Genomic DNA, 21,432 nt, shown 5'->3' with positions numbered 1-21,432 from the left:
GTTAACCTCTCACTATTTACATACTTCAACTTCCGTGATTGGTTTCACGGCTTGATTAATCATGTTAATCAATTGCTTCTGGCTATTTGCAGTAAAGACTTTACCACCCGTCGCTTTAGCAACACAGTTTGCCCCTTTGGCACCGCCAATATCGACGACATTAATTTTTAAACGAGGCTGATGCTTGGCAATTTGTCTTGCTAAAGCACAAACATCCCCCACTTCACAAGAATCTTCCCCATCACTTAAAATTAAAATGAAACCATCACGTTTTTTACCATCAACCATACCCGCTGCTTTTTGTAAGCCACTATATAAAGGCGTACCACCTGCGACAGGATCGTTATCAGGCGCTGGCTGCATGGAGCTTATTTTGGCACGTAATTGTTTACGTTTAGCTGGGCTGTAATAACCATGATTATTGGCAGCAGGGCAACCTCTTAACTCCACTAAACCAATATCCACAGTTTTAGCAATACTATTGATAATGCTAGAAGACGATTTTTTCGCTACCTCTAGACGATTCGGTGAACGACGCATATAAGCAAAATCTTCTGGAGTAACTAAATTACGATCCCAACGCCAATGGAACTGTTCAATACTCTGATTATTTTCTAATAAGGAATACAACATGGATCTCGAATTATCAAAAATAATCACCATCTGTGGACTTTCCCCCGGTTTGGTTGAAATTGAACACACTTTTTTCGGTGGTTCAGCGGTTTTTGGCTTTTCAGGCGGTACAGGTTTTAAGGCAACCTCTTCTGTTTTCGTTGGCTCGACTACTTTTTCTTGTTCAGGCGCTTGTTTAACGGGTTCTGTCAACTCTGGTTGCACAGGCTCAACTTTAGGCAGCTCCGGTTTAACTTCTTCTTTTTTACTTTCTTTTGGCTGCTCAATCACAGGAGGCGTCTTAACAGCTTCAGGCGGCTTTTCAGCAGCACGTAACCAAAACCACCACCAAAGCGATAGCGCTAACAGTAATAATAACAAAGGTAATAACCACCAACACCAAGGGCGTTTTTTTACTGGTGGTACAATTGGTGGTGGCGGTGCAGCAGGTTTCTCACCAATTCCCCACCCTGTAATGACTGGCTCATTATTAACTACATAAATTTGTTTGGTGTTATGGCTTGCACCTTCAACTAACAAAGTAAGCCAACGTGATTGTTCGGCACTAATCGCCCCTTGTCTAACTAAATCTTGATTTAATTGGGCAACTGCTTGCAAACGCTGCTCTAAGTGCGGTCGAATTTCAACAAATTTTTGTTGATCTGCAACATTGTTACCTAATAGATAAGGTTGTCCTTGTAAATCACTATACCATTCAATCGTTTTACCATCCGCTTGCACTTCTGGACGCGCAAATAATGTCGCAGTACTCGGGGGCAAATGGCGCACAATAATATGCATTAACTCGTCATAACGAGACAACAAATCTATAGCAGACTGATTTTCATTTTGAATAGTAAAACGGGCTAAACGTTGCATAACTCTTTCCAATGAAATTGATAAAAAATAGGCAGCCATTAGACTGCCTAATCAAGCTCAATTAAATACCGCTTGCGGCTTGTAATGCTTCTAGCTTACGCTGTAATGCTTTGACTTCAGCTTGTTTGGCTTCTTCACTTACCGTAGAGCCATTGACATTTTTCAACTGTTGCTCCACTTTTTTCACCTCAGCCAACACATCATCTCTGCCCTTCGCTTTTTGTTTAAGCTGTGCGGCATAATCGCTGACAGATTTATTCAACTGTGCTAACTCAGCTTTCTTTTGCGCTAAGGTACGTTGTGATGCTTTCGCTTTTTTCTGTGCAGTTGCATATTCTTTATTTAATGCAGTGTTTTTACTTTTTTCACTTTGTAATGTCTGTTCTTTTTCTCGAACACGACTATCATAAGTGCCAGAAGTAGAACATGCCATTTTATTCCACACACTAGATTCAACACTTGGGTCACATTGTTCTGGTGTGACGGAACAAGCTGTCAACGCAAATATGGCAGATACTAAAAATGTTAACTTTAATCCTTTCATAACTTACCCTATTTGAATTGCTGAACGTTGTTTAGAAGAGGCGTCAACTAAACGCTCATAAGCTGCAATTTGTTTATTCAAACTGGCAATTTCTGCTTCAAAACGCCCTACATTTAAGCCATTTGATTTTTCTTTACTTGCCACTTCACGTAAAGTCTGTGCTCTTTTCTTCATTGATGCTAAATTACTTTGTGCAGCTTTAATATCCGCATCAATTTGCACTAATTGTTTTTGTGCGTCCGCTTTTTGAATCGCACCTGATTTTAATTGTTTGTTCAAATTCGCTAAAGCACGATTATTTTTATCGAGCTGTGTTTTCGCTTTTGATGTCGCTTTTCTAACCATCTCTGAATTTTTACGTGTTTCAGCAATATAAGAATTTAAGCGATCTTCTTTTTTCGAATAGGCTTTACGTTGTTTCTCAAGATAATAGTTAGTCCCCATTAATGCACCACAGCCGACCGCAGCACCAGCCACACCAGCGACTGTTGCCGTTGATGCATTTTTACCTGCTAATAATGCTGTACCCGCACCAAGCACCGCACCACCAGCAGCGCCCCAAGCACAAGCACTTAAACCTGAATCACTAAAAAATTCAGCCTCTTCACCAGTAGATAAGCTACTTTTCGTGCCAAAATAACTTGAACCTGCATTTTGACAGCCACTTAACGCAATTGCTGCAGAAAGTGTCAAGACACTAAAGATTGATTTGCTTGATTTTTTCATTTTGGTTCCCCTGTTTGATTTGAGTACATTTATCTAGCCATTGCTGGCGATTTATTTTGCCATCTTGATAATATTGTTCAAGATGTCGCCAATAAAGATCAACATATTGAGTTAAATTCCCCTTACCGCTACTCTTCACGATATTATTCGTTCGATCGACTTGTGCTTGAATCGTGGCTTTATGATAAGTTGCTGAACTGGCTACAATTGTATCAGCATAATATTTCAACACAAAATCCCGTGCTTTTTCTGATTCTAACAAGCGATTTCTGGCATTGGTTTCTTTATCCGAGTTTGGATAAAGTGCGGTCATGGCTTCAACAATTTTGTTATTTTGCTCAACTTCACCTTGTAAATCTGACACATTAGCGCATAAAAAAGCACCGAGTTGTAAAGCTGAACGAACTGCTGAATCACGTTGTTCATCACGTTCTAAATTAGCCGCACGCAATTGCTCTTTTGTATTATTTAACTCTTGTTTTAATTTTTCATCCAACGTATTGTTCGCAAGCTGCTCTAACTTATCCACAATTTTCGTATTTTCACCTTGATCGCTCGCTTGGTTATCTTGCCCTAAAGCCGCCCACTCTTTTTCCATCAACTTAATTCGTTCACTTGATGTTAATAATGGTGCCACGATAACAACGCGAAAGCCCATATCTTTAGCCTTTTTCGCTCCATTTTGATCATAAAATGGAATTTCTAAACGCAATACATTGTTCACATCAACTTCAGATTTTAAATAGCTCCCACCACGCGAAATAATACCGCCATCTTGTCCATGATAACGGTTTAACTTGTTCATTTTAAAACTATCAAACATCATTTCACTGGCATTACCTAAAGTATCAAATAACCCCAATGGGTTGGGTTTTAAGCGACCAATAATCTGTAAACGACCATTGGCCGACTTCGCATTATTAAACCATGCATAATTAATTAAGCCACCTTCCATCGGAAAGACTTTTTCACGAAATTCCGATGGAGTCACTGCCATACCACCACGGGAAGCAAATTCCCACTCGGTATTGGTCGGTAAACGCACAAAACCTGCCATCCCATCTTCTTTAGGCAGCTTATCTTTCGCATTTTTAAGCAACCACTCATTATATTTTTGCGTAAAGCTCATCGCATCAAACCAACTTAAATGAGTCATTGGTAATAAACCTTTCATATTGGGCGCACTGCATTTTTCACTCATCACAGCTTGATATTGCGACTCCGTAACCTCGTATTTCGCAATCAAAAAGAAACGTTCTTGGTTTTTATCCGCAAAACCACCTGCAATGTAATTAGGCGTTGCATATTCTGCGTAGCCATCTTGCTCACTATTACCACCTAAAGTCACAGACATATCTTCCAATGGCTTATGCGTATTTGTCTTTACGACACGAAACACCATACTACCTTCACAAGGTAGAGGCAAAATCACATCATTTTCTAATGGTTGAGGGTTATAAAATTTTTCTTCCCATGCTGCTTGTGCTGTAGCACTGATTAAACTGAGCACCAAAAAAGAATAGGTATATTTAAACATCACGTAAACTCTCCGCTGGTTGAATACGTATTGCACGCATAGCACCAATTGCTGCCACAATTGCAGCTAAAATAAAGGCAAGGATAAATGCTAAAACTAAATGCAATGGATGTAAGCTACTAATAAAATGCGTGTCAGCTAAATTACTGGTCAATATTTGATTAAATAGCTGACTACCGACTAAGAAAAAAAGATAAGAGAGTATAAAAGCTGCACTACTTAAAATAACCGCTTGCAAAACCAAATAGCCCATCACACCAAGTGACTGGAAACCGAGCAAGCGTAGCACCGCAATTTCTTTGCGTTTACGATCAATATTCGCTAAAAAAGCACCAATTAAAGAGAGAATGCAGCCGATGACGGATGTCATCGCGATAACCATAAAAATCACATTTAGTACTGAATCAATGGCCTTGACATTTTCTATTGCTTTCGCTTCTGTCCGTGTATCAATATTCTTCTCGCGCAATTTTAATGCCAAAGGGGCAACATCCTCTAAACTCGTGGCATAAATTCTAGCGCGTGCAAATGTCGTCCTTGCCTGTTCGTTTGTTTTACCTTGCATGTTTGGAAAAAGTGCAGTCTGTAATCCATCGCGAAAGTCTTCAATCCCAACTAATGTGGCTAAATGGACAAACGCTGCTGCCCGAGTAAACTGTGATTCGGGCAATATCCCCTCAACTACCAATTCAACAATGCCTTTTTCTGTGATACCTTCGTACTTTCGCGTAGCAAGTAATGCCACTTTATCACCAACATTAACCACTAATTTTTCTGCAGCTAATGCACTTAACACGATGCCTTGTGCGTGCTGTAACTGCTGCTGTGCTAATACAGGATCACCAGATTCTGTCGGTAATAGCTCGACATCTGATATAAAACGTCGAGTGTTACTACGTAAATCAACAATTGTATTGAGTGAACGAGTCAATGGCATCACAAAACGTGCTTCTGGTTGCTGTTTTAACCATGCAAACCAATCTGGTGATAAATTTAAATTACCGACAATTTTAACTTCCAAATTACGTGGGTCATTAACAAGTTGTGAACGCAGCTGCGAAACAATTCCATATTTCAAACTAAATAACAGTAACAATGGCGCAATCACCGCAATCAAGGAAGCGATAATACAAAAAGACACCTTGCGATCATATAACAAATCACGCAATGCTAACTTACTCAACAAATTCACTTTTTGTATCAATGCCATGTGCTATTCACTTTTTCAACTTAAGATTCGCTAAATACCGCTTGACGCGCTGAAACTAAATACGCTTGCAAGGTTCGTAGCTGCTTACGCTGAGTTAATGCCCAATCATGAGTCACTAACAATACAGAAATCTGCTGTTGCGCAACCAACTTCAAAATCAACTCAAATAATACATCTGCATGATAAGGATCAAGGGCTGAAGTCGGTTCATCTGCCAATAACAATAAAGGTTTATGCGCGACTGCGCGAATAAAGGCAACTCTTTGGCGTTCGCCGATTGACAATTGTTTTGGATATTTACTGAGTAAGTGATTAATATTTAATTCATCACACAAGAAGCTTATCCATTGTTGATCCATTTCAGATTGTAACAATGCATTAGGCAATGCAATATTTTGAGCTACGCTTAAAAAAGGCAGTAAGCCACCATGCTGTAGCATAAAACCCAATTTTTCAGCCCGAATACTTGCCAAAGCCCTTTGATTTTGTTGCTGAATCAAAGGGTGAATGTCCACTAACACTGACTGTTTTCCTAATTGAAAATGAGACAATTGTTCTGGTTTAAGAATTAAACCAATCATTTCTAATAAGGTACTTTTTCCACAGCCGCTCGTTCCCTGAATCGCAACAACCTCACCATCATTTAAGCTCAAATGCGGTAAAGAAACGGTAAAGCGTTGTTCTCCTTTACCTCTCGTCACAGACATATTTTCAATGATCAGCACAAAGTTATCCTTATCCTATTATGGTAAGGCTTCCAATGGGACGGGATAGACAAAATCACGTGGATCACTTCCTTCAGATAAGGATATCCAGCGACTCTGATCTTCATTAAATACACGGTAATGACGCAACTTACTGTGTAGCTCACGAATGAATTTCTCTTGTTCTTGTACACTCATTCCTTTCCAAGTTTCTTCATCAATCGAGGTGACTTGGCTCTTATAAGGGATATCATCAAGATATTCGCCTAGTAAGCCTAAATCAGCGATTTTAGTCGAACTTTGTGTTTTGATTTTACTTGGATCTTGCCCCATTGCTGCGGCTACAGAGCGTAACTGAGCAAACATGTCATTAGGTGAAATTAAACCTTCATTTGCCGCATCAGCAATTTTTTTCACCACATCACTTAAATCACTTAATTGTGACTTTGTCAGCAATACACGTGCCTCTGCAGTTGGTACGCTTGGCTTCGCAAAGTCTTTATCACTGATCCATGCTTTAAACACTGGCGGTGCTTTTGTTCCTTTAGTTGTCCCTAAATAAGCTAATTGCATTGCTTTGCCTAATAACATCGCATCTTGCTCAATTTCTGAAGTAGGTGCAGGTACAGGCGTTGAAACTTTTTCTTTTTCGACCGCACTTAATGCACTGCCTGCTGCCATTTCACCACGATAAGCTAATTTTACTTGTGCAGTTAAGGCTTTGGCTAATGTACTGATCTTTTCACCGAATTCATTCACATCGCCCGCATTCACTGGATAATATAAGGCTTTGTTTAAATAGTTATTAAAGGCAAGATCTGTATATTGTGCTTGCGCTTGCTCATGATTTTTAGCGCCTGAAGGTGTTTTTAAATGTAATGCATAGATCGCAACACCACGATGCTGTGCTTCTAAACGTAATTGTTTAGCATCTAATCCTGTAGTAGAAATGGGATTATCTCCTTCAATCGCTCCCGCATCGGTAATTAAAACAATGTAACGCGCACCAAATTCATTCCATTGAATTTCATTCAACGCCTGATTAATACCTGCATAAGCATCTTCGCTAAATTCTTTACTCGATACTTTGGCTTGTTTCAACGACGCGACTTTTTGCATAAAGTCCTTACCATCTTTTACCGTCGTTGGGTCAACAAACATTTTCGAAGTGTATTCCAATCCTTTCACCGCTTTCGTACTAGAACGAAACGCCACTAAACCAAACTTGACTTGCTTACCTAAATTTTCTTTTTCAATTTGCTCATACACTTGTTTAATCGCTTCGCGTGTACGGTTAATATAAGGATCCATAGAAATAGTAGAGTCAATGACAAACACGACTGCTGCACTAAAACCAACAACTTCTTGTGGATCGGTATTTTCCCCTTTAGCGGCTTTTGTCGGATCAGTTTGGCTGGTTTTACTTGCAGTAGGGTCAGTAGTAGATTTGGCTAAAGCATGATCGTCTTTACTGACAGAAGCAACTTCTAAAGCACGTTCATAAAAACCCTTCGCATTCATTACTTCTTCGCCTTGTAAAATCGGCAATAAATAGAAATTCCTTTGAAAATCGACAAACTCAGCGGGTTCCTGCGCCAATACAGCGGGATTTGTCTTGTTATCCGCTAAATCTTGCCGAATAGGTGCTACAACTTGCATAGGATCATTGGCATTAATGACTTTATCTAACTCAGCACGATCTTTGAAAAATAACAGACGATCACGATCAGATGGATTCGTAAAAACTAACGTCATTTGCATATTCCATGGCACCGTACAGCTTTCATCTAACCAACCTACTGTTTTACCAAATGTATCTGGTCCCACCTTGACAACAGTTTTACCTGCGATATTTTCACGTTGATACACATAATAACGAGAAAATGCAGGGATTTTCTTCCCTGTTTTAGCTATATTGTTTTCCAATAATTCACAAGTTGGTGTACTTAGCACACGTTGGTACAACGTGGTTTTTCCTGCTTGTAATAAGGGTTTTTCATTTGCCAATGCATGAGCACTTAAAGGCAATGCCAAACATAATGCATATAAAGGTGCCAAATTCAATTTAGCCATATTTCATTCCTCTCCATGTGGAAAAATGGATTCCAACATGCTTATTTTTTCAGCTCTGCCAAGCTTTTTTTCGCTACTTCATTATTCGGTTCAATTGAAAGTACGGTTTCATACCAATAAATCGCATTTTCTTTATCTTTAGCAAAACAAGGGCTACCCACTTCATACTCTTTCGCATAGGCTAGTGCAATTTCAGCATTGCCTCCCTGTGCTTGGTGTGCATATAAACGCTGTGCAATACTACATTTATTCGCGGCTTTAGCTTCAGCAATAACTGCTAACACGCGTTTGCTATCAGGTTTCGTTTTTAAGCAACGTTGAATAAAAGCCAATTCATCTGTACTGCTTGCCACACTACATTCTGAAACGACAGGTGCTGAGGTAGGCGCACTTGATTTATTGCTCAAAAGGAAATAAGCAACAGCACCACCAATAACGAATAGCAGTAGCAATAGACTGATTATTAGACCTAACCGGCTTTTCTTTTGTACGGGCGGTTCAACGACAGGAGGTACCTCGCCTAGTTCTTCAATAACAGGAATTTCAACAATAGTTTCTTCAATCACAGGTTCAACTGTAACTTCAATAGGTTCAACAAGCGGTGGTAATGTTTCTTCTACAACGGGTTGAATCACTTCTCGAACTTCAGTTTCACGGGAAGAATCGCCACCTGCTGAAGAAGCTAAAATATTGCCAACTAAACTCAGAGCACCACCATCTTCAATGGTGCCATCACGCACTTGTAACAAGAAACGCACATTCCCCATCTGACTCATTAGACCATCAATGAGCCAAGGACCTACTCTACCTTGCAGTGCATCACCTTCTACAGTTAATTCTGAGGTTTTATGCCACACTGGTTCTGGTGTCCACTGATTATTACCCGCAAAATAATAGCGATCTTGGTTGCGTTGTACGGCAATCTCGACCTCATTAGTTCCTTTCCATTTACGCGCACTAAACTGTGCATAACCTGGGCTGTCTTCTCTTAATTCAATTCGTAACACAATCAATTCCTCTTATGTTTTTTATGCTGTGATTTGTGCTGAACGGAATGCTCGCAACACACTGCCTAACTGCGCATTTTGCGTTGAGTTAATTTCACGACCTGCGCTATGCCCTGCATTATTGACTGCGAAATGCCCGAACGCTACTAACCAATCTAAACGATAGTTATCATCATAATTGCTGGTTTGATCATTTAATTTTGGTAAACCATTTTGTTGTTCGACAGGGCGTTGCTCAAAAATCATTTGTCCCTGCAACACACGACTTGCAGGTCGCTGATCTAGTGGCATTTCAGCATAACCTAGCCATGAAATAAAATCGGCAATCGCAGTATTCATCGTAAAGACTTGACGTTCTGCAAGTTGATCACGCTTACTACCACTATTCTCATTACGTAATGCAATTTGCGATAGTTGATCCTGCAATTTCAAACGAGTTGCACCAGTTACAAGCTCATTGACCACATTTTCAATGCTATCAAGTGAAAGCCCAAAATATTGCATTAACTTATGATCAGCTGTGAGATTGCGTAAATGGCTCACCCATGCTTTAAACACAGCTTGTGCAAAACGCGATTCTTCTACTTTTTCGACCGCACTTTGCTGAATTGCCACGGATGGTGTCGGATCACTAAATAGATCAAAATCATCTGCTGGTGAATAACTGTGGTTTTGTTGCTCCTCTGTAGCAAGCACTTCATCTAAATCAGAAAAATATAAAGAACGAATTGTTTCTTCTGGCAATTGTAAATGACGCAGCAATTCTCCCATTAAAATAGAACGTGGATTTTGTGGATGTAGCTCTTTAGCCAATGTGTTAGCTAGCTGGCGTTTTTTCGCCACCTCTTCTTCACCATCACTTTGATACCAACTCGCAAAGCGATTTTCTACGAAATGATGAATACGCTCATTGAGTTGCTCAGTTAAACGGCTTGCTTTCACTTCAGGTAATGCAATGGTTTCTAAGTAATTACTAATACGCTTCATCCCACCATCATTCAATAGCAGCATCGCCTCCCACGCTTCTTCTGGATTTGCCACATGCTTACGAATATCAGGATCTTGACAGAAAGTACGTTTTAACAATTCCAATTGGGCTTTTTCGCTCTGGTTGATACTCACTTCATTTTCGCCTTCCACATTTAAAAAAGCGACTTTAAAGCCCGGCTTACGCACTAAAAATACATTATCAAATGGATTACCATCTGACCAATTATTAAACCAATCATAATTGCCAAAACGCTCTAAAATTGTTTGTTTTAGCAACCCACCTGCCCCCCAAGAAATTTTTAACAACTCTTCTTCTTTGGATAAGTCTTGGCTAATGCGCATATCAAACATGGTAATTGCCCATAATAAACCTGGCTTACGTAAGCCGCGTTGTTCAGGGCTATCGCCTTGTGTTTTATGAATCCAGCGTTCAAGTACTGGACCAACGCTATTCACATCAGACTGTTTAGTCGAAGGCGTACAAACAATCAAAATATTCATTTCTTGACTATCCGTATAACGTTCAAACAGATAAGCCACCTTACCGCGTAAAATCAATTGTGAAACAGGATTGCCTTCTTTTACCTCTGCCAATGAAGTAATCGCTAAACGACCTCGATAACCTGGAAAATCTAATAGATCCACTCGCTCAACTGCAGGTACACGAGTCGGATTGATCAACGGAAAAACTAGTTCTGCAGTAAGTGCGGTCAATTCTGCTAAAGAAATTGCAATAGGAGTACCCACTTCTTCTGCATGCGCTGGACGCACTTCAATTTGTTCATCACGTTCAGTACCTAAACGCTCTAGCATATCTACGTTCATGATACTGTCTGCTTGTGACAACCCACCATCAACCGTTTCTTTTACAACCGCACTTAATGGTGCATACACACGCTCTGGATGCCCTAGACGTGCTAATGAAGTCGCAAATTGAATATAGATATCCGTTAACTCTTTAATTTCGCCCCACAGAATGGAAAACAATTCACCGCGATCACGAATAGATAAATAAGGCGCAAGTGCAGTAGCATTTGCCCAATAGTTTCCTTGTAAAACGGATAAAGATTTACCAAAACTGTCTTGTGCATAATCTTGCAGATCCACCACATCATCTTTACTCACGCCAGCCACTTCCGTCGCAGAAACACGAGTATTTAACCCCTTGATTAAGCTATTAATTCGCCCTTGCGTAATTTCATAATCAACACGTTCTTTATCAAAATCATTGAAATAGGCATTGACTAAAATTTTAGCTACTTCAATTTCACTAAATAAACGTAGTTCAAGTGGATAACCCGCAACACTTTTCGTTTCTTGACGCGTAAAACGTGTGACTAAACCTGTGGCTTCTTTACCACCACCCGGTGGGTTAATATGTTTAATAAAATCAAGTTGCTGACCATCAAATAAGGTTTCTAATTTACCACGTTCATCTGCAGCTAACGCCGAAATCAAAAATGATTTACCTGCTTGTGATAAACCAAAAAAACCCGCAGTAATCGGTTTATCAGAAACCGCTCCTAAACGTCTGGCAGTATTACGTAAGCGACGTAACTCTAAAATTAAGCTGTCAGCTTCATTATTTAAACGCACAACATTCGGGCGAACATCATCAATCCAATCAATTGCCGATTGTGATGCATGAAATACATCATCCCAAGATTGCACTAATTGTTTTGCTGTATTACTCATTATTTCTCCCGTTTAATGCTGCCAGTGTCTAACCAATAAAGACTGTCTTTTAAACCTGCATCCGTCATCGTATTTAAAGTTAATTTAATTTGTGGTTCACCCAGATCATTTCGTCTTAAACGCACTGTTTTTTCACTACCGCTCATTGTCATCAACTTAGCGCTTTCAATTTCAAAATGTTCAATACGCTCTTTTTGTTTTGAAGCTAAACCTAATGCTTTCTTAATGCGTAATTTCACATTTAAGACACCACCATTGGCTAATTCACGATTTAGTGCATCATCTTCAATAGTCAATAAATACAATGGTGTTGCACTCCAACGCTCCACATTTAATTGGCGAAAACCTAAACGTGCTAAACCACGAACTTCAAAATGCATATCTGGTAGCTCATAATCAGGATTATCAAGATCAATATCACGATAATAGATATTACTGTCTTTGATCACATTATTGTTATCCAGTAATCCCACATATTTAACGGTGGAATAGGCAACTAATGCGGTTGCGCGCAAATAGAAATTTGGTAAGCGTTGATGTGTACTGAGGAAACATAGCATTGCCCCCACTGATGCGGTAGTTTTTGGATCATCAATCCGCCCTTGCTTATGGAATGGATACCAGTTACCAGTACGATAATTATGTAATGGTAAAATACGCCCAACAGGTAATGGTAAACGTGAACGGAAAAAGGCTTGTACACCAGGTAGACGTGATGGGCGCCCCGTTAGTAATAGAACATCACATTGATAACAATTGATGATTTCACATAATGCATTGAACGTTTTGCAAATATCATAATAATCACCACGCACAAAACGATTGTGAATCTCACGTAAATTCACTTCAATTGGCAAATCTAAGATACTGAAATGTGGATCGTTTAACTCTCGACGAATCGGCTCGTTAATATAATCCAACACATTTTCGGTCGGCGCTTCTACCTCGCTCAATAAAGTACAGAAAGTCAGATCATTTAAGCTGGCTTCACTGTAATAAGGATCAAAATTTTCATACTCTTTCAATACACGCAAACCAATTGGCATAAATACTTGTAGTGTCAATTGTTGACGTAATAATTTGTCCTGTACAGAACGCTCTTCTGAACCAATCAATTTCGATAAAATCGAATCTGGCTCTGCAATACCCTTTTCTTTCAAGCCTTTTGCTAATGAATTCACAACGACATCACGAATAATATCGAGCAAAATATCATCACCTGCCACCTTAAAACCATCGCGGAAACGTTGAGTTGGTACGATATGTGCATTACTGCTTCCATGATGATGATTACTACCATAATCTAAAGCATAGTCATTAATCACTAAATCAGTCGTCCCACCACCAATATCGACAGTTGCAATCGTAATTGCGTTTTTCTGTGAATTATCACGACGTCTTAATGCAGCAATAAACTCTTCTGGGCGACCGCCGTAATTATTCTGCGTTTCATTAAAGAAATATACCACTTGACCACAAGTTGCTTCATCCCATTGAATCACTACTTCTGGCAACATTGGCCAGTAGCTTTCTCGACTTTCTTTTGAATCAAAATTCAAATCATCGTCAGTTTTATCCCAACCTAAACTTTTCCACACTAAACCAATCGCTTGATACACACTATTACGGAAAATTTCACGCTCAGGTTTCGGCATCGCTGGTGGTACAGTTAAAATAATTGAACGTAAATAACGCGGTGTACGTGAATGCTCTAGCTTCGCGCGTTGCGTTGGACTATTAATTTGCGCCAGCGCATGCATCAACACTTCCGACAACATAAAAGTCATCAATGAACTACGCGAATATTTAGGATGGAAAACAGGAATTTTACGCTCAAATTCATCATCGATACTATCATCAAGAATATGTAGTGCTTCACCATATTCATTAATTAAACCAGATAAAGGTTCGGCAGTAGCATGTGGCTCGTGATCAGTTTTCACATAAGCACTATTAAAGCGCCAACCTTGTCCATATTGCTCCACATCCCATAAATAACGTTTTGGACTCGATAGACCCGTTGAACCTTCATTACCATTACGGCGACTCGCTAAACGCGCAGCTTCTTTACCAACACGACCAATAGTTGCCCATTGGAAAGCATCACGGCGCCCGCTCTGTACTGAAAAATGTTCTTTACCAAAGAAAGCTTGTGCAAATTCAACTCGACTTTCAAAAGGCTCATTATAAACTCGTTCCGGACTGCTTAAATCACGTAACTCCAGTTCATAACGTTTTTTCAAACCATCTTTTTCTTGCTTATGATCTTCTATCAAAATACCGCAAGTCCGTGAATTACCCACATCTAGAACCATATCAACGGGAATCGCTTCGATAATATCATCTGCTTTTTTGGAAACCACTTTAATATTCGGCATGGTTAAACAGGTGCCTAATATTGCTAACATATTCAAGTAATGGGCTTGATGATTTTTTAATTTCACCGCATCGGATAATTCTTCAAAATCAGTTAAACGAATTAAATGGGCTTGCTCTTTAAAAATTTCTAATAGCCACTCATTTACCCATTTGAAATCTAAAAACCATGACATTTGATCTGACTGGTATGCTAAACCAAATACCACACCTGAACGCACATCTTCCTCTGTTGGTGCTAAATACGCCACATTTTGACTGTTTGGGAACACTTTAGTATCAAATGCAAAGGTAATCCGGTGAGTATGACCATCTTGATCTGGTTCAGCTAATCGAATAATACGTACACGCGCCCAGTTATATGGACCTTCATCAAAACGATCGGGGGGAACAGTACGTAAAAATGGAATCGGCAACCAAACTCCATCAAATAACGTAAAAGAATGCTCTACACTAATATCTTGTTCAGGGGTTACAATACGTCCGGGCTGGGTTGGATCATAATAACCATCACGGACTTTATCTTCGATTAAACGGCGCAAAGGACCATTTTCACCTGAAGAAATAAAATAACCGCTACCAATATCACGCCACGCTCTTTCTTTCCAATCAATTTTCAATCCAAAATCAATAAACTGAATCCCACTATTCATGACTAGCGAGATTTCTTTGCCTAAATAATGTAATTCTGGAAGCATTTTTTATTCTCTCTTATTGTTAAACTTAATTTGTTTTCATTGACATTGGGAAACGCTGACCTTTGCCATATTCCCCTTCACAGTCTGCCGAACCACTTGCATCAGGTTTACATTTCACATTAGGCAATTGGTAAGTAGAGCCATCACTACATTTCGCTACACCTGTGTTACCAATACTTAAACTGCCCCCTTGCATAGCCGCATTCACATCACCAACACACTGCACACCATCCCCACGTTCAACTCGCACCTGTCCTTTACCTTTGTCAAATTCATATTTTAAACGCAGAGGTTTGCCAGTACTTTTATCTTGAATACCTGCTCCTGCATTCCATTGACCATTAAGGAAATCCACATTACCACTTTTGGCGCTCTCTGCTGGAATTTGCAATGGTTGATTTATCGTCTGTGGATCATTCGTTTTTTGTAACAAATCTTGTGCTTGCAAGTTATCTGCTATGTTTTTTTCTGGCTGAGTTGCTTCCGTAGCCGCTTTCTCAGTATTGTCCTTACTATTATCTGCTTGATTTAATTTGTCATTAGTTGAATCTAGCTCAGGTAATATCGTTTTATCGGCTAAAGCTGATTGATTAGTGTCTGTCGCAACTGTTGTATCTGCGACTTCAGTGCCGCGATTTAAGACTGTTTGCTCAACATCAGTACCCACCATTTTTTTACTTGGATCAACATTTAACACTAACTCACATTTTCCTGTTGGCTGTGCTGGTAACTGATCCAACTTCTCAATTAAGCGTGAGTCGGTGACTTTTTTCTTATTCACATCAGTAATCCAATTACCATTTAAAAAACGATATGAAATACCATCAAAGCAAACTCGACGCTCTACGCTAGATGTCTTGACTTTACTCACATCTGATAAAGCAGTGGTTGCGACCTCAACTTTAGGTGCCCAGTAATCACGCAAAAAGAACAACGCGAATAAGCCCAACAATAAAAATGGCAATAACCACTGTAACCAACGCCACCAAGGTTTCTTTTCCTCAATCACAGGCATTGGCTCGGCAACAGCAGGAACAGGCTCACGTACAACGGGCTTTAAACTTAAAAATGGATTGCCATAAAGCTCAGTACTTTTCTCAACAAATCCCCAAAAAGTAATGACAGGCTTATTATTGACTAAATAGACATATTCAGGACTGGGAAAACGAAGCGCTTTTAAATTATCTGGATCACTAATATCAGCTGGATTGTTATTGCCACATAATAAGCGAGAAAAAAGAAGCAGGTCACCTTGCAAATTGTCTGTATTTTTCAATTTTAAACCGAACTGCAGCATTGCCTGTTCAAATTGACTTAATTCTGCAAATGCAGCGGCACGTTCTTCCTCTGTCGCAGAAGTCCAAGGAATAATCATATAGTTACCATCAGGACGTTCCGATTCAAATGGTACATACCAGTCGATCTGACTCCCTTGATCATTACGTTGTGGGATAGCAAGATAATTGGCAAACTTTTTCCCAATGTGTTTATCCTCAGGATCCTTGACTCTGAACTTAATCGCCTCACGCAATTGTGGCGCTACCGCATATACTGGGGTGCCATCTTGTCCAAGTGCGGTGTAATTTTTTACATCACCGCTACGTAATAAAGCACTTAACATAGATTATCCTTGTTCAACTTGATCACAATAAATACAAAATAGTTATAAATATTGCACTATATCCAAAGGATTTTAATAATCTTGGCATAGAAATGCAAAGAGTTTGTACTTTTTTACACCACTTTACATCACTAAGATTTGTATTGATATCAATGATCTAAAAAAATAAATAAGGAAATTGAGAAAAACTTATTTTTAATAACTGATATTTATTTTGCAATAAATTTTATAAATTCTGCAAAAAGCACTTGATACTGTTTATTCATACAGGTAATATACACCTCAAATTCTGATGATGATTTTATTGAGGATTCAACAATGGCGACAAAAGAAGAAAAGAATAAGGCTTTAGCAGCCGCATTAGGTCAAATTGAAAAACAATTTGGTAAAGGCTCAATTATGAAATTGGGTGATACCCAAGCCTTAGATGTTGAAGCCGTTTCAACAGGTTCATTAAGTTTAGACGTCGCACTAGGTATTGGTGGCTTACCAATGGGACGTATTGTTGAGATTTTTGGACCAGAATCGTCTGGTAAAACGACTTTAACTCTTTCGGTCATTGCACAGGCACAAAAAGAAGGCAAAACTTGTGCATTCATTGATGCTGAACATGCATTAGATCCCATTTATGCTGCTAAGCTAGGCGTTAATGTCAATGAATTATTAGTTTCGCAACCAGATAATGGTGAACAAGCTTTAGAAATTTGTGATGCTTTAGTACGTTCAGGTGCTGTTGATGTCATTATCGTAGACTCCGTCGCTGCCTTAACACCAAAAGCAGAAATTGAAGGTGAAATGGGTGATTCCCACATGGGTTTACAAGCACGCTTAATGTCACAAGCACTGCGTAAGCTCACGGGGCAAATTAAAAATTCAAATTGCTTAGTTGTCTTCATTAACCAAATTCGTATGAAAATTGGTGTCATGTTTGGTAATCCTGAAACCACGACAGGTGGTAATGCCTTAAAATTCTATGCTTCTGTGCGTTTAGATATTCGCCGCACAGGCGCTATTAAAGATGGCGAAGAAGTGATTGGTAACGAAACTCGTGTGAAAGTAGTGAAGAACAAAGTTGCTGCGCCATTCCGTCAAGTCGACTTCCAAATTCTTTATGGACAAGGCATCTCAAAAACAGGTGAACTGATCGAGCTTGGTGTAAAACATAAATTAGTGGATAAATCCGGTGCTTGGTATGCTTACAATGGCGAAAAAATTGGACAAGGTAAAGCTAATGCCATGAAATGGTTAGACGAACACCCAGAAGAAGCGTTAGCACTGGAAACGAAACTACGTAATGAATTATTAGCTAATCCAGAAAAAGTACTTGCCGCAGATATTGCTGAACAAAATAATGCAGAAATGGATTCAGATTACTAATCCATCATCGAGTCAAATAGGATGAAATAAAGTGCGGTTGAAATTTGCCAAAAATTGACCGCACTTTTTGCTTATCATCTACACTTTATTACAAAGGTCTATTACAGGAAAAACACCATGTCATCACAAGCGCTTAATTATGTCATCAGTTTATTAGCGCGCCGCGAATATAGTGAATTTGAGATCCGTTGTAAAATGCAAGAAAAACACTTTTCTGAACAGGAAATTGATGAAGTATTAGCGTATTGCCAACAAAAAAACTGGCAGAATGATCAACGCTTTACTGAAAATTATCTTATTTTTCGTGCACAACGTGGCTATGGATTCAGTCGAATAAAACAAGAATTACAACAATTGAAAGGTATTAATTCTGTTGTCATTCAGCAAGCATTGAATGAAGCTGAGGTTAATTGGTCTGAATTGGCCTTCAATCTGCTGCGTAAAAAATTTCCTGGTTTTGCTACGATTTCAGATCTTAAAATAAAACAAAAAATATGGCACTATATGCTTTCCCATGGCTTTAGACCAGAAGATTTTTCGGATTATATAGGTAATGGTATTGAAGAATAACACGATTTTCAGGTAATAAGAAAAAAGCAGATCAAAATGATCTGCCTTCTAAATTAGCTTAACTAGCTTTCTCAATAAACACTCAACATCATTGTACACTCACACATTAGCTTACTTACTTTCTAAAAGTGCGGTCGGATTTTCTTCAATTTTATCGCTTTCAGTTTTTAAACTTGAAACTGCCATCGCTTCTTTTAACCCTTCTTCACGCACTTGCTGTGCTAGTGTATTTTCACCAACTTGCTCAAATACATACGCCGCCATATTTACATCTGTTGGCTCTAGTTGGGTTCTATGCGCAATCACCTGTTTAAATGCTTCACTCGCATGTATAAAGTCATTATTACGCACATATAAATAACCTAACGCACGATTAACACAACATTGCGCACTTTCACTCGCTTTATTCGCACGCTTTTCCATTAGCTTAATGAGTTTACTATTATCTTCAGGCTGTAAACGTGCAATTTGCGCACAAAGTAATTTATTTTCTGGGCTTTGCTCTTCAACTTTTTTCAATGCTTCTAATGTCAATTCATAAGCTGTTTCATGATCATTACAATCAATCAAACGTTGAATTAAGCCAATTTTCACAAATAAATCATTACGACGTTTACGCGGTTGATCATTCCACCAAGCCAATAAACCATCGACACCTTCTTCATGCATTTTTTCATCAAGTAAGCCATCTTCTACTTGACGCTGCAAGGCAGTAAATTCTTCTGCTGAATACAAACCTGAGTTTTCAACTTGATCTAAAATCTTATCTAATGCCAAATATGCTTTTGATTTTAAATAAATTTCAACAGCTAACTTCAATACCTCTTTATTACGACTAGTCATTACTAACAAGCTATCAACTGAACTACGCGCAGCTGGTAACTTACCTTGTTGTAATAAAATACGAGTGCGTGCTAATTCAACAATTAAGCTGTCTGAGCCTGCAATTTCCGTTGCTTCCATTAAATAACGGTTCGCATTAAATTCATCCCCACGCTGCTGCGCTGCTTCAGCTGCTTTAATAAAATTCAATACAGGTTCATCAGAATGTTTTGCGTTTTTACCAATCAGTTTTTCTGCTTTTGAATAATCTCCTTCATTCATTCGCATTAAACCTTCAAGAGTTTGTCTTTGTGCTTTAGCACGTTTACGACGTGAGAACCAGCTATATGTATTACTACTTAAACGACAAAAACGGGTAATAATTAACTCAATGCCATAAATGATTGCCATTGCGATTACAAAGAACACAACTAACATGGTAATCGACATTTCAATGTTATAGTTGCTAGTTTCAATTAATACATAACCTTGTTTGCCCGATAAATAAGGACCTGCAATCAATCCCGCCAGTAACACCAGCATTAAAAATAGTACTCTAAACATAATCTATTTCCTCTACTGTTGCTCAGTGGTTGATGTATTATCATCGTTTTTCGGTGTATCACCAGCTGGTTGTTCTGTTAAGGCTTTATCAACAGAAATCTCAATTTTCTGCACTTCTTGCGATTGCTTATTAAGCAATTTATCTAATACATTCAAGCTAGAAAGTTGATTCGGTACATCAATATAAATCGATTGTTCTGCTAACTCATCTACGCTTTTCAAGAAGCTTTGTGCAAGCTCAGAGCTAGTATCAAAATAGCTTCTAACCCAAGAAGCGACGGTTTCTAAAGATTGCTTATATAAATCATCTTGCTGACGCGGCACCGCCATGATAGCGATTTGTAAACGTAAACGTATATTCTCACGTAAATAAATATCCTGATTTGGTGCTAACAAAGCTTTATCATGTGAATTTCTTGGCGTAATACGAATAAAATGATTCAAAAATGACGTTGCACTTTTCTCAGCATTTTCTTTCCAATCATCTAAAGAATCTGTTAATTTTTGATTAGCTGAATCAACTTCATCAAAATTCACATCAAGTACCGTTAATTCATCAAGATTATTTGCTAATTGAGATAAACGCTGCATGATAGCATTTTGATCGACATTATTGACTGCTAGCAATTGTTTTAAATCTTGATTAATTGCTGTGCGCACACTCACAACACGAGGATCTGACACTTTTTCTAACGCCTCATCTGCAACTTTAAGTAACGAAATACTCGTTTCTACATCATTATCTAATACCAACTTACGTAGTGCATTATTTAACAGAAAATCAGCTTCAGATAATAACCAATCATTTGGCTGCTGCGGTTTGCTTGCAGAGCTAAGACGATTAACCTGATTCTGTAATGACGAAATCACATGCTCTTTCACTGCAAGTTCTTTTTGCAATAAAAGTAATTTTTCATCTACCATACGATTTGCTTCAACTAATTGTGCAATTTGTTGACGCTCCTGATCAAAAGAAGGGATATCAATACTTGGCGCTACCATTGCTTGACCTGCCTTATATTCAAGTGCGGTCAGTTTTTGATGAATTTGGTCCACTTGTTGTAAACCAAAATAATAACCAGCGCCACCAAGCCCGAGTGCAACAAGTAAGGCAAGCAAGGCAATACCTGTTCCGCCTTTCTTAACTACCACTGTTTCAACTCGCTTTTGTGCTTCAACAGACATACTCTCTGGTTGTGAGATATTTTGCTTCGGATCTTGTTCTTTCACTTTCTTCGAATCCTTTTTCTCTCCAGTTGCTACTTTAGATGTATCTTTTGGCTTTTGTGGTACTTTTTGCCCTACAGCCGCCTTCTCTGTTTCCACAACAACCTTCTCATTATGCTTTTTCTGTTCTGGCATGCCAGTATCATTCTTTGGCACTTCATTAATGTCAGAAGAAGTTATTTTATTTTCAGCCATAATAA

15 protein-coding genes are annotated in these 21,432 nt (G+C 38.9%); 2 read left to right on the top strand and 13 right to left on the bottom strand.

Going from position 1 to position 21,432, the window contains the following annotated elements:
• Positions 1 to 12 precede the first annotated feature (12 nt).
• The 11 genes from ACFSAV_RS01000 to ACFSAV_RS00950 form a co-directional block, all read right to left on the bottom strand.
• On the bottom strand, positions 13 to 1,491 hold the full coding sequence (locus tag ACFSAV_RS01000) for a hypothetical protein (RefSeq protein WP_379095218.1): 1,479 nt from the start codon (positions 1,489 to 1,491) through the stop codon (positions 13 to 15).
• A 61-nt stretch (positions 1,492 to 1,552) separates the two neighbouring features.
• On the bottom strand, positions 1,553 to 2,035 hold the full coding sequence (locus ACFSAV_RS00995) for a hypothetical protein (protein ID WP_379095215.1): 483 nt from the start codon (positions 2,033 to 2,035) through the stop codon (positions 1,553 to 1,555).
• A gap of 3 nt (positions 2,036 to 2,038) precedes the next feature.
• A complete protein-coding gene (locus tag ACFSAV_RS00990; RefSeq protein WP_101776185.1) occupies positions 2,039 to 2,761 on the bottom strand; it encodes a hypothetical protein in 723 nt (240 codons plus the stop codon).
• Positions 2,733 to 4,298: an SUMF1/EgtB/PvdO family nonheme iron enzyme gene (locus ACFSAV_RS00985; protein ID WP_379095211.1), complete on the bottom strand. Its 1,566-nt coding sequence runs from the start codon at positions 4,296 to 4,298 to the stop codon at positions 2,733 to 2,735. The genes ACFSAV_RS00990 and ACFSAV_RS00985 overlap by 29 nt, the downstream gene beginning before the upstream one ends.
• Positions 4,291 to 5,508, bottom strand: coding sequence for an ABC transporter permease (locus tag ACFSAV_RS00980; protein WP_379095208.1), 1,218 nt, complete (start codon positions 5,506 to 5,508; stop codon positions 4,291 to 4,293). The genes ACFSAV_RS00985 and ACFSAV_RS00980 overlap by 8 nt, the downstream gene beginning before the upstream one ends.
• Before the next feature lie 20 nt (positions 5,509 to 5,528).
• Complete coding sequence (locus ACFSAV_RS00975; RefSeq protein WP_379095205.1) at positions 5,529 to 6,233, bottom strand: ABC transporter ATP-binding protein; 705 nt, start codon at positions 6,231 to 6,233, stop codon at positions 5,529 to 5,531.
• Between the two features lie 18 nt (positions 6,234 to 6,251).
• Positions 6,252 to 8,285, bottom strand: a complete 2,034-nt coding sequence (locus ACFSAV_RS00970; protein ID WP_379095202.1) for a vWA domain-containing protein — start codon at positions 8,283 to 8,285, stop codon at positions 6,252 to 6,254.
• Positions 8,286 to 8,326: 41 nt separating this feature from the next.
• The gene (locus ACFSAV_RS00965; RefSeq protein ID WP_379095199.1) at positions 8,327 to 9,292 is read right to left on the bottom strand and encodes a tetratricopeptide repeat protein; all 966 of its coding nucleotides are present in this window, start codon (positions 9,290 to 9,292) and stop codon (positions 8,327 to 8,329) included.
• Between the two features lie 21 nt (positions 9,293 to 9,313).
• A complete protein-coding gene (locus ACFSAV_RS00960) occupies positions 9,314 to 11,977 on the bottom strand; it encodes a putative virulence factor (protein ID WP_379095196.1) in 2,664 nt (887 codons plus the stop codon).
• Positions 11,977 to 15,051: a virulence factor SrfB gene (locus ACFSAV_RS00955; RefSeq protein WP_379095193.1), complete on the bottom strand. Its 3,075-nt coding sequence runs from the start codon at positions 15,049 to 15,051 to the stop codon at positions 11,977 to 11,979. Before ACFSAV_RS00955 ends, ACFSAV_RS00960 begins: the two co-directional genes overlap by 1 nt.
• Before the next feature lie 25 nt (positions 15,052 to 15,076).
• On the bottom strand, positions 15,077 to 16,672 hold the full coding sequence (locus tag ACFSAV_RS00950) for an SrfA family protein (RefSeq protein ID WP_379095190.1): 1,596 nt from the start codon (positions 16,670 to 16,672) through the stop codon (positions 15,077 to 15,079).
• A 318-nt stretch (positions 16,673 to 16,990) separates the two neighbouring features.
• Between ACFSAV_RS00950 and recA the strand changes: the two genes are divergently transcribed.
• The gene (gene recA / locus ACFSAV_RS00945; protein ID WP_101776194.1) at positions 16,991 to 18,049 is read left to right on the top strand and encodes a recombinase RecA; all 1,059 of its coding nucleotides are present in this window, start codon (positions 16,991 to 16,993) and stop codon (positions 18,047 to 18,049) included.
• Positions 18,050 to 18,166: 117 nt separating this feature from the next.
• A complete protein-coding gene (gene recX / locus ACFSAV_RS00940) occupies positions 18,167 to 18,619 on the top strand; it encodes a recombination regulator RecX (protein WP_379095187.1) in 453 nt (150 codons plus the stop codon).
• 111 nt (positions 18,620 to 18,730) lie between these two features.
• On the opposite strand, the gene ACFSAV_RS00935 is transcribed toward recX, so the two are convergent.
• Together ACFSAV_RS00935 and ACFSAV_RS00930 are read right to left on the bottom strand one after the other, a co-directional pair.
• Positions 18,731 to 20,005, bottom strand: coding sequence for a heme biosynthesis HemY N-terminal domain-containing protein (locus tag ACFSAV_RS00935; RefSeq protein ID WP_379095184.1), 1,275 nt, complete (start codon positions 20,003 to 20,005; stop codon positions 18,731 to 18,733).
• A gap of 12 nt (positions 20,006 to 20,017) precedes the next feature.
• Positions 20,018 to 21,427, bottom strand: a complete 1,410-nt coding sequence (locus tag ACFSAV_RS00930) for a uroporphyrinogen-III C-methyltransferase (RefSeq protein WP_379095182.1) — start codon at positions 21,425 to 21,427, stop codon at positions 20,018 to 20,020.
• Positions 21,428 to 21,432 lie beyond the last annotated feature (5 nt).

It is taken from the genome of Pasteurella oralis, assembly GCF_042681465.1.
Lineage (GTDB): Bacteria > Pseudomonadota > Gammaproteobacteria > Enterobacterales > Pasteurellaceae > Pasteurella > Pasteurella oralis.
Note: the sequence above shows the minus strand (reverse complement) of the source record. Positions and strands in the feature narration are given on the sequence as shown.

What these genes read in the sequence shown, in the direction of transcription:
- recA (WP_101776194.1), top strand. Translation starts at nt 16,991, where the DNA reads ATGGCGACAAAAGAAGAAAAGAATAAGGCTTTAGCAGCCGCATTAGGT.
- recX (WP_379095187.1), top strand. Translation starts at nt 18,167, where the DNA reads ATGTCATCACAAGCGCTTAATTATGTCATCAGTTTATTAGCGCGCCGC.
- ACFSAV_RS00930 (WP_379095182.1), bottom strand. Translation starts at nt 21,427, where the DNA reads ATGGCTGAAAATAAAATAACTTCTTCTGACATTAATGAAGTGCCAAAG.
- ACFSAV_RS00995 (WP_379095215.1), bottom strand. Translation starts at nt 2,035, where the DNA reads ATGAAAGGATTAAAGTTAACATTTTTAGTATCTGCCATATTTGCGTTG.
- ACFSAV_RS00985 (WP_379095211.1), bottom strand. Translation starts at nt 4,298, where the DNA reads ATGTTTAAATATACCTATTCTTTTTTGGTGCTCAGTTTAATCAGTGCT.
- ACFSAV_RS00955 (WP_379095193.1), bottom strand. Translation starts at nt 15,051, where the DNA reads ATGCTTCCAGAATTACATTATTTAGGCAAAGAAATCTCGCTAGTCATG.
- ACFSAV_RS01000 (WP_379095218.1), bottom strand. Translation starts at nt 1,491, where the DNA reads ATGCAACGTTTAGCCCGTTTTACTATTCAAAATGAAAATCAGTCTGCT.
- ACFSAV_RS00980 (WP_379095208.1), bottom strand. Translation starts at nt 5,508, where the DNA reads ATGGCATTGATACAAAAAGTGAATTTGTTGAGTAAGTTAGCATTGCGT.
- ACFSAV_RS00950 (WP_379095190.1), bottom strand. Translation starts at nt 16,672, where the DNA reads ATGTTAAGTGCTTTATTACGTAGCGGTGATGTAAAAAATTACACCGCA.
- ACFSAV_RS00935 (WP_379095184.1), bottom strand. Translation starts at nt 20,005, where the DNA reads ATGTTTAGAGTACTATTTTTAATGCTGGTGTTACTGGCGGGATTGATT.
- ACFSAV_RS00970 (WP_379095202.1), bottom strand. Translation starts at nt 8,285, where the DNA reads ATGGCTAAATTGAATTTGGCACCTTTATATGCATTATGTTTGGCATTG.
- ACFSAV_RS00960 (WP_379095196.1), bottom strand. Translation starts at nt 11,977, where the DNA reads ATGAGTAATACAGCAAAACAATTAGTGCAATCTTGGGATGATGTATTT.
- ACFSAV_RS00990 (WP_101776185.1), bottom strand. Translation starts at nt 2,761, where the DNA reads ATGAAAAAATCAAGCAAATCAATCTTTAGTGTCTTGACACTTTCTGCA.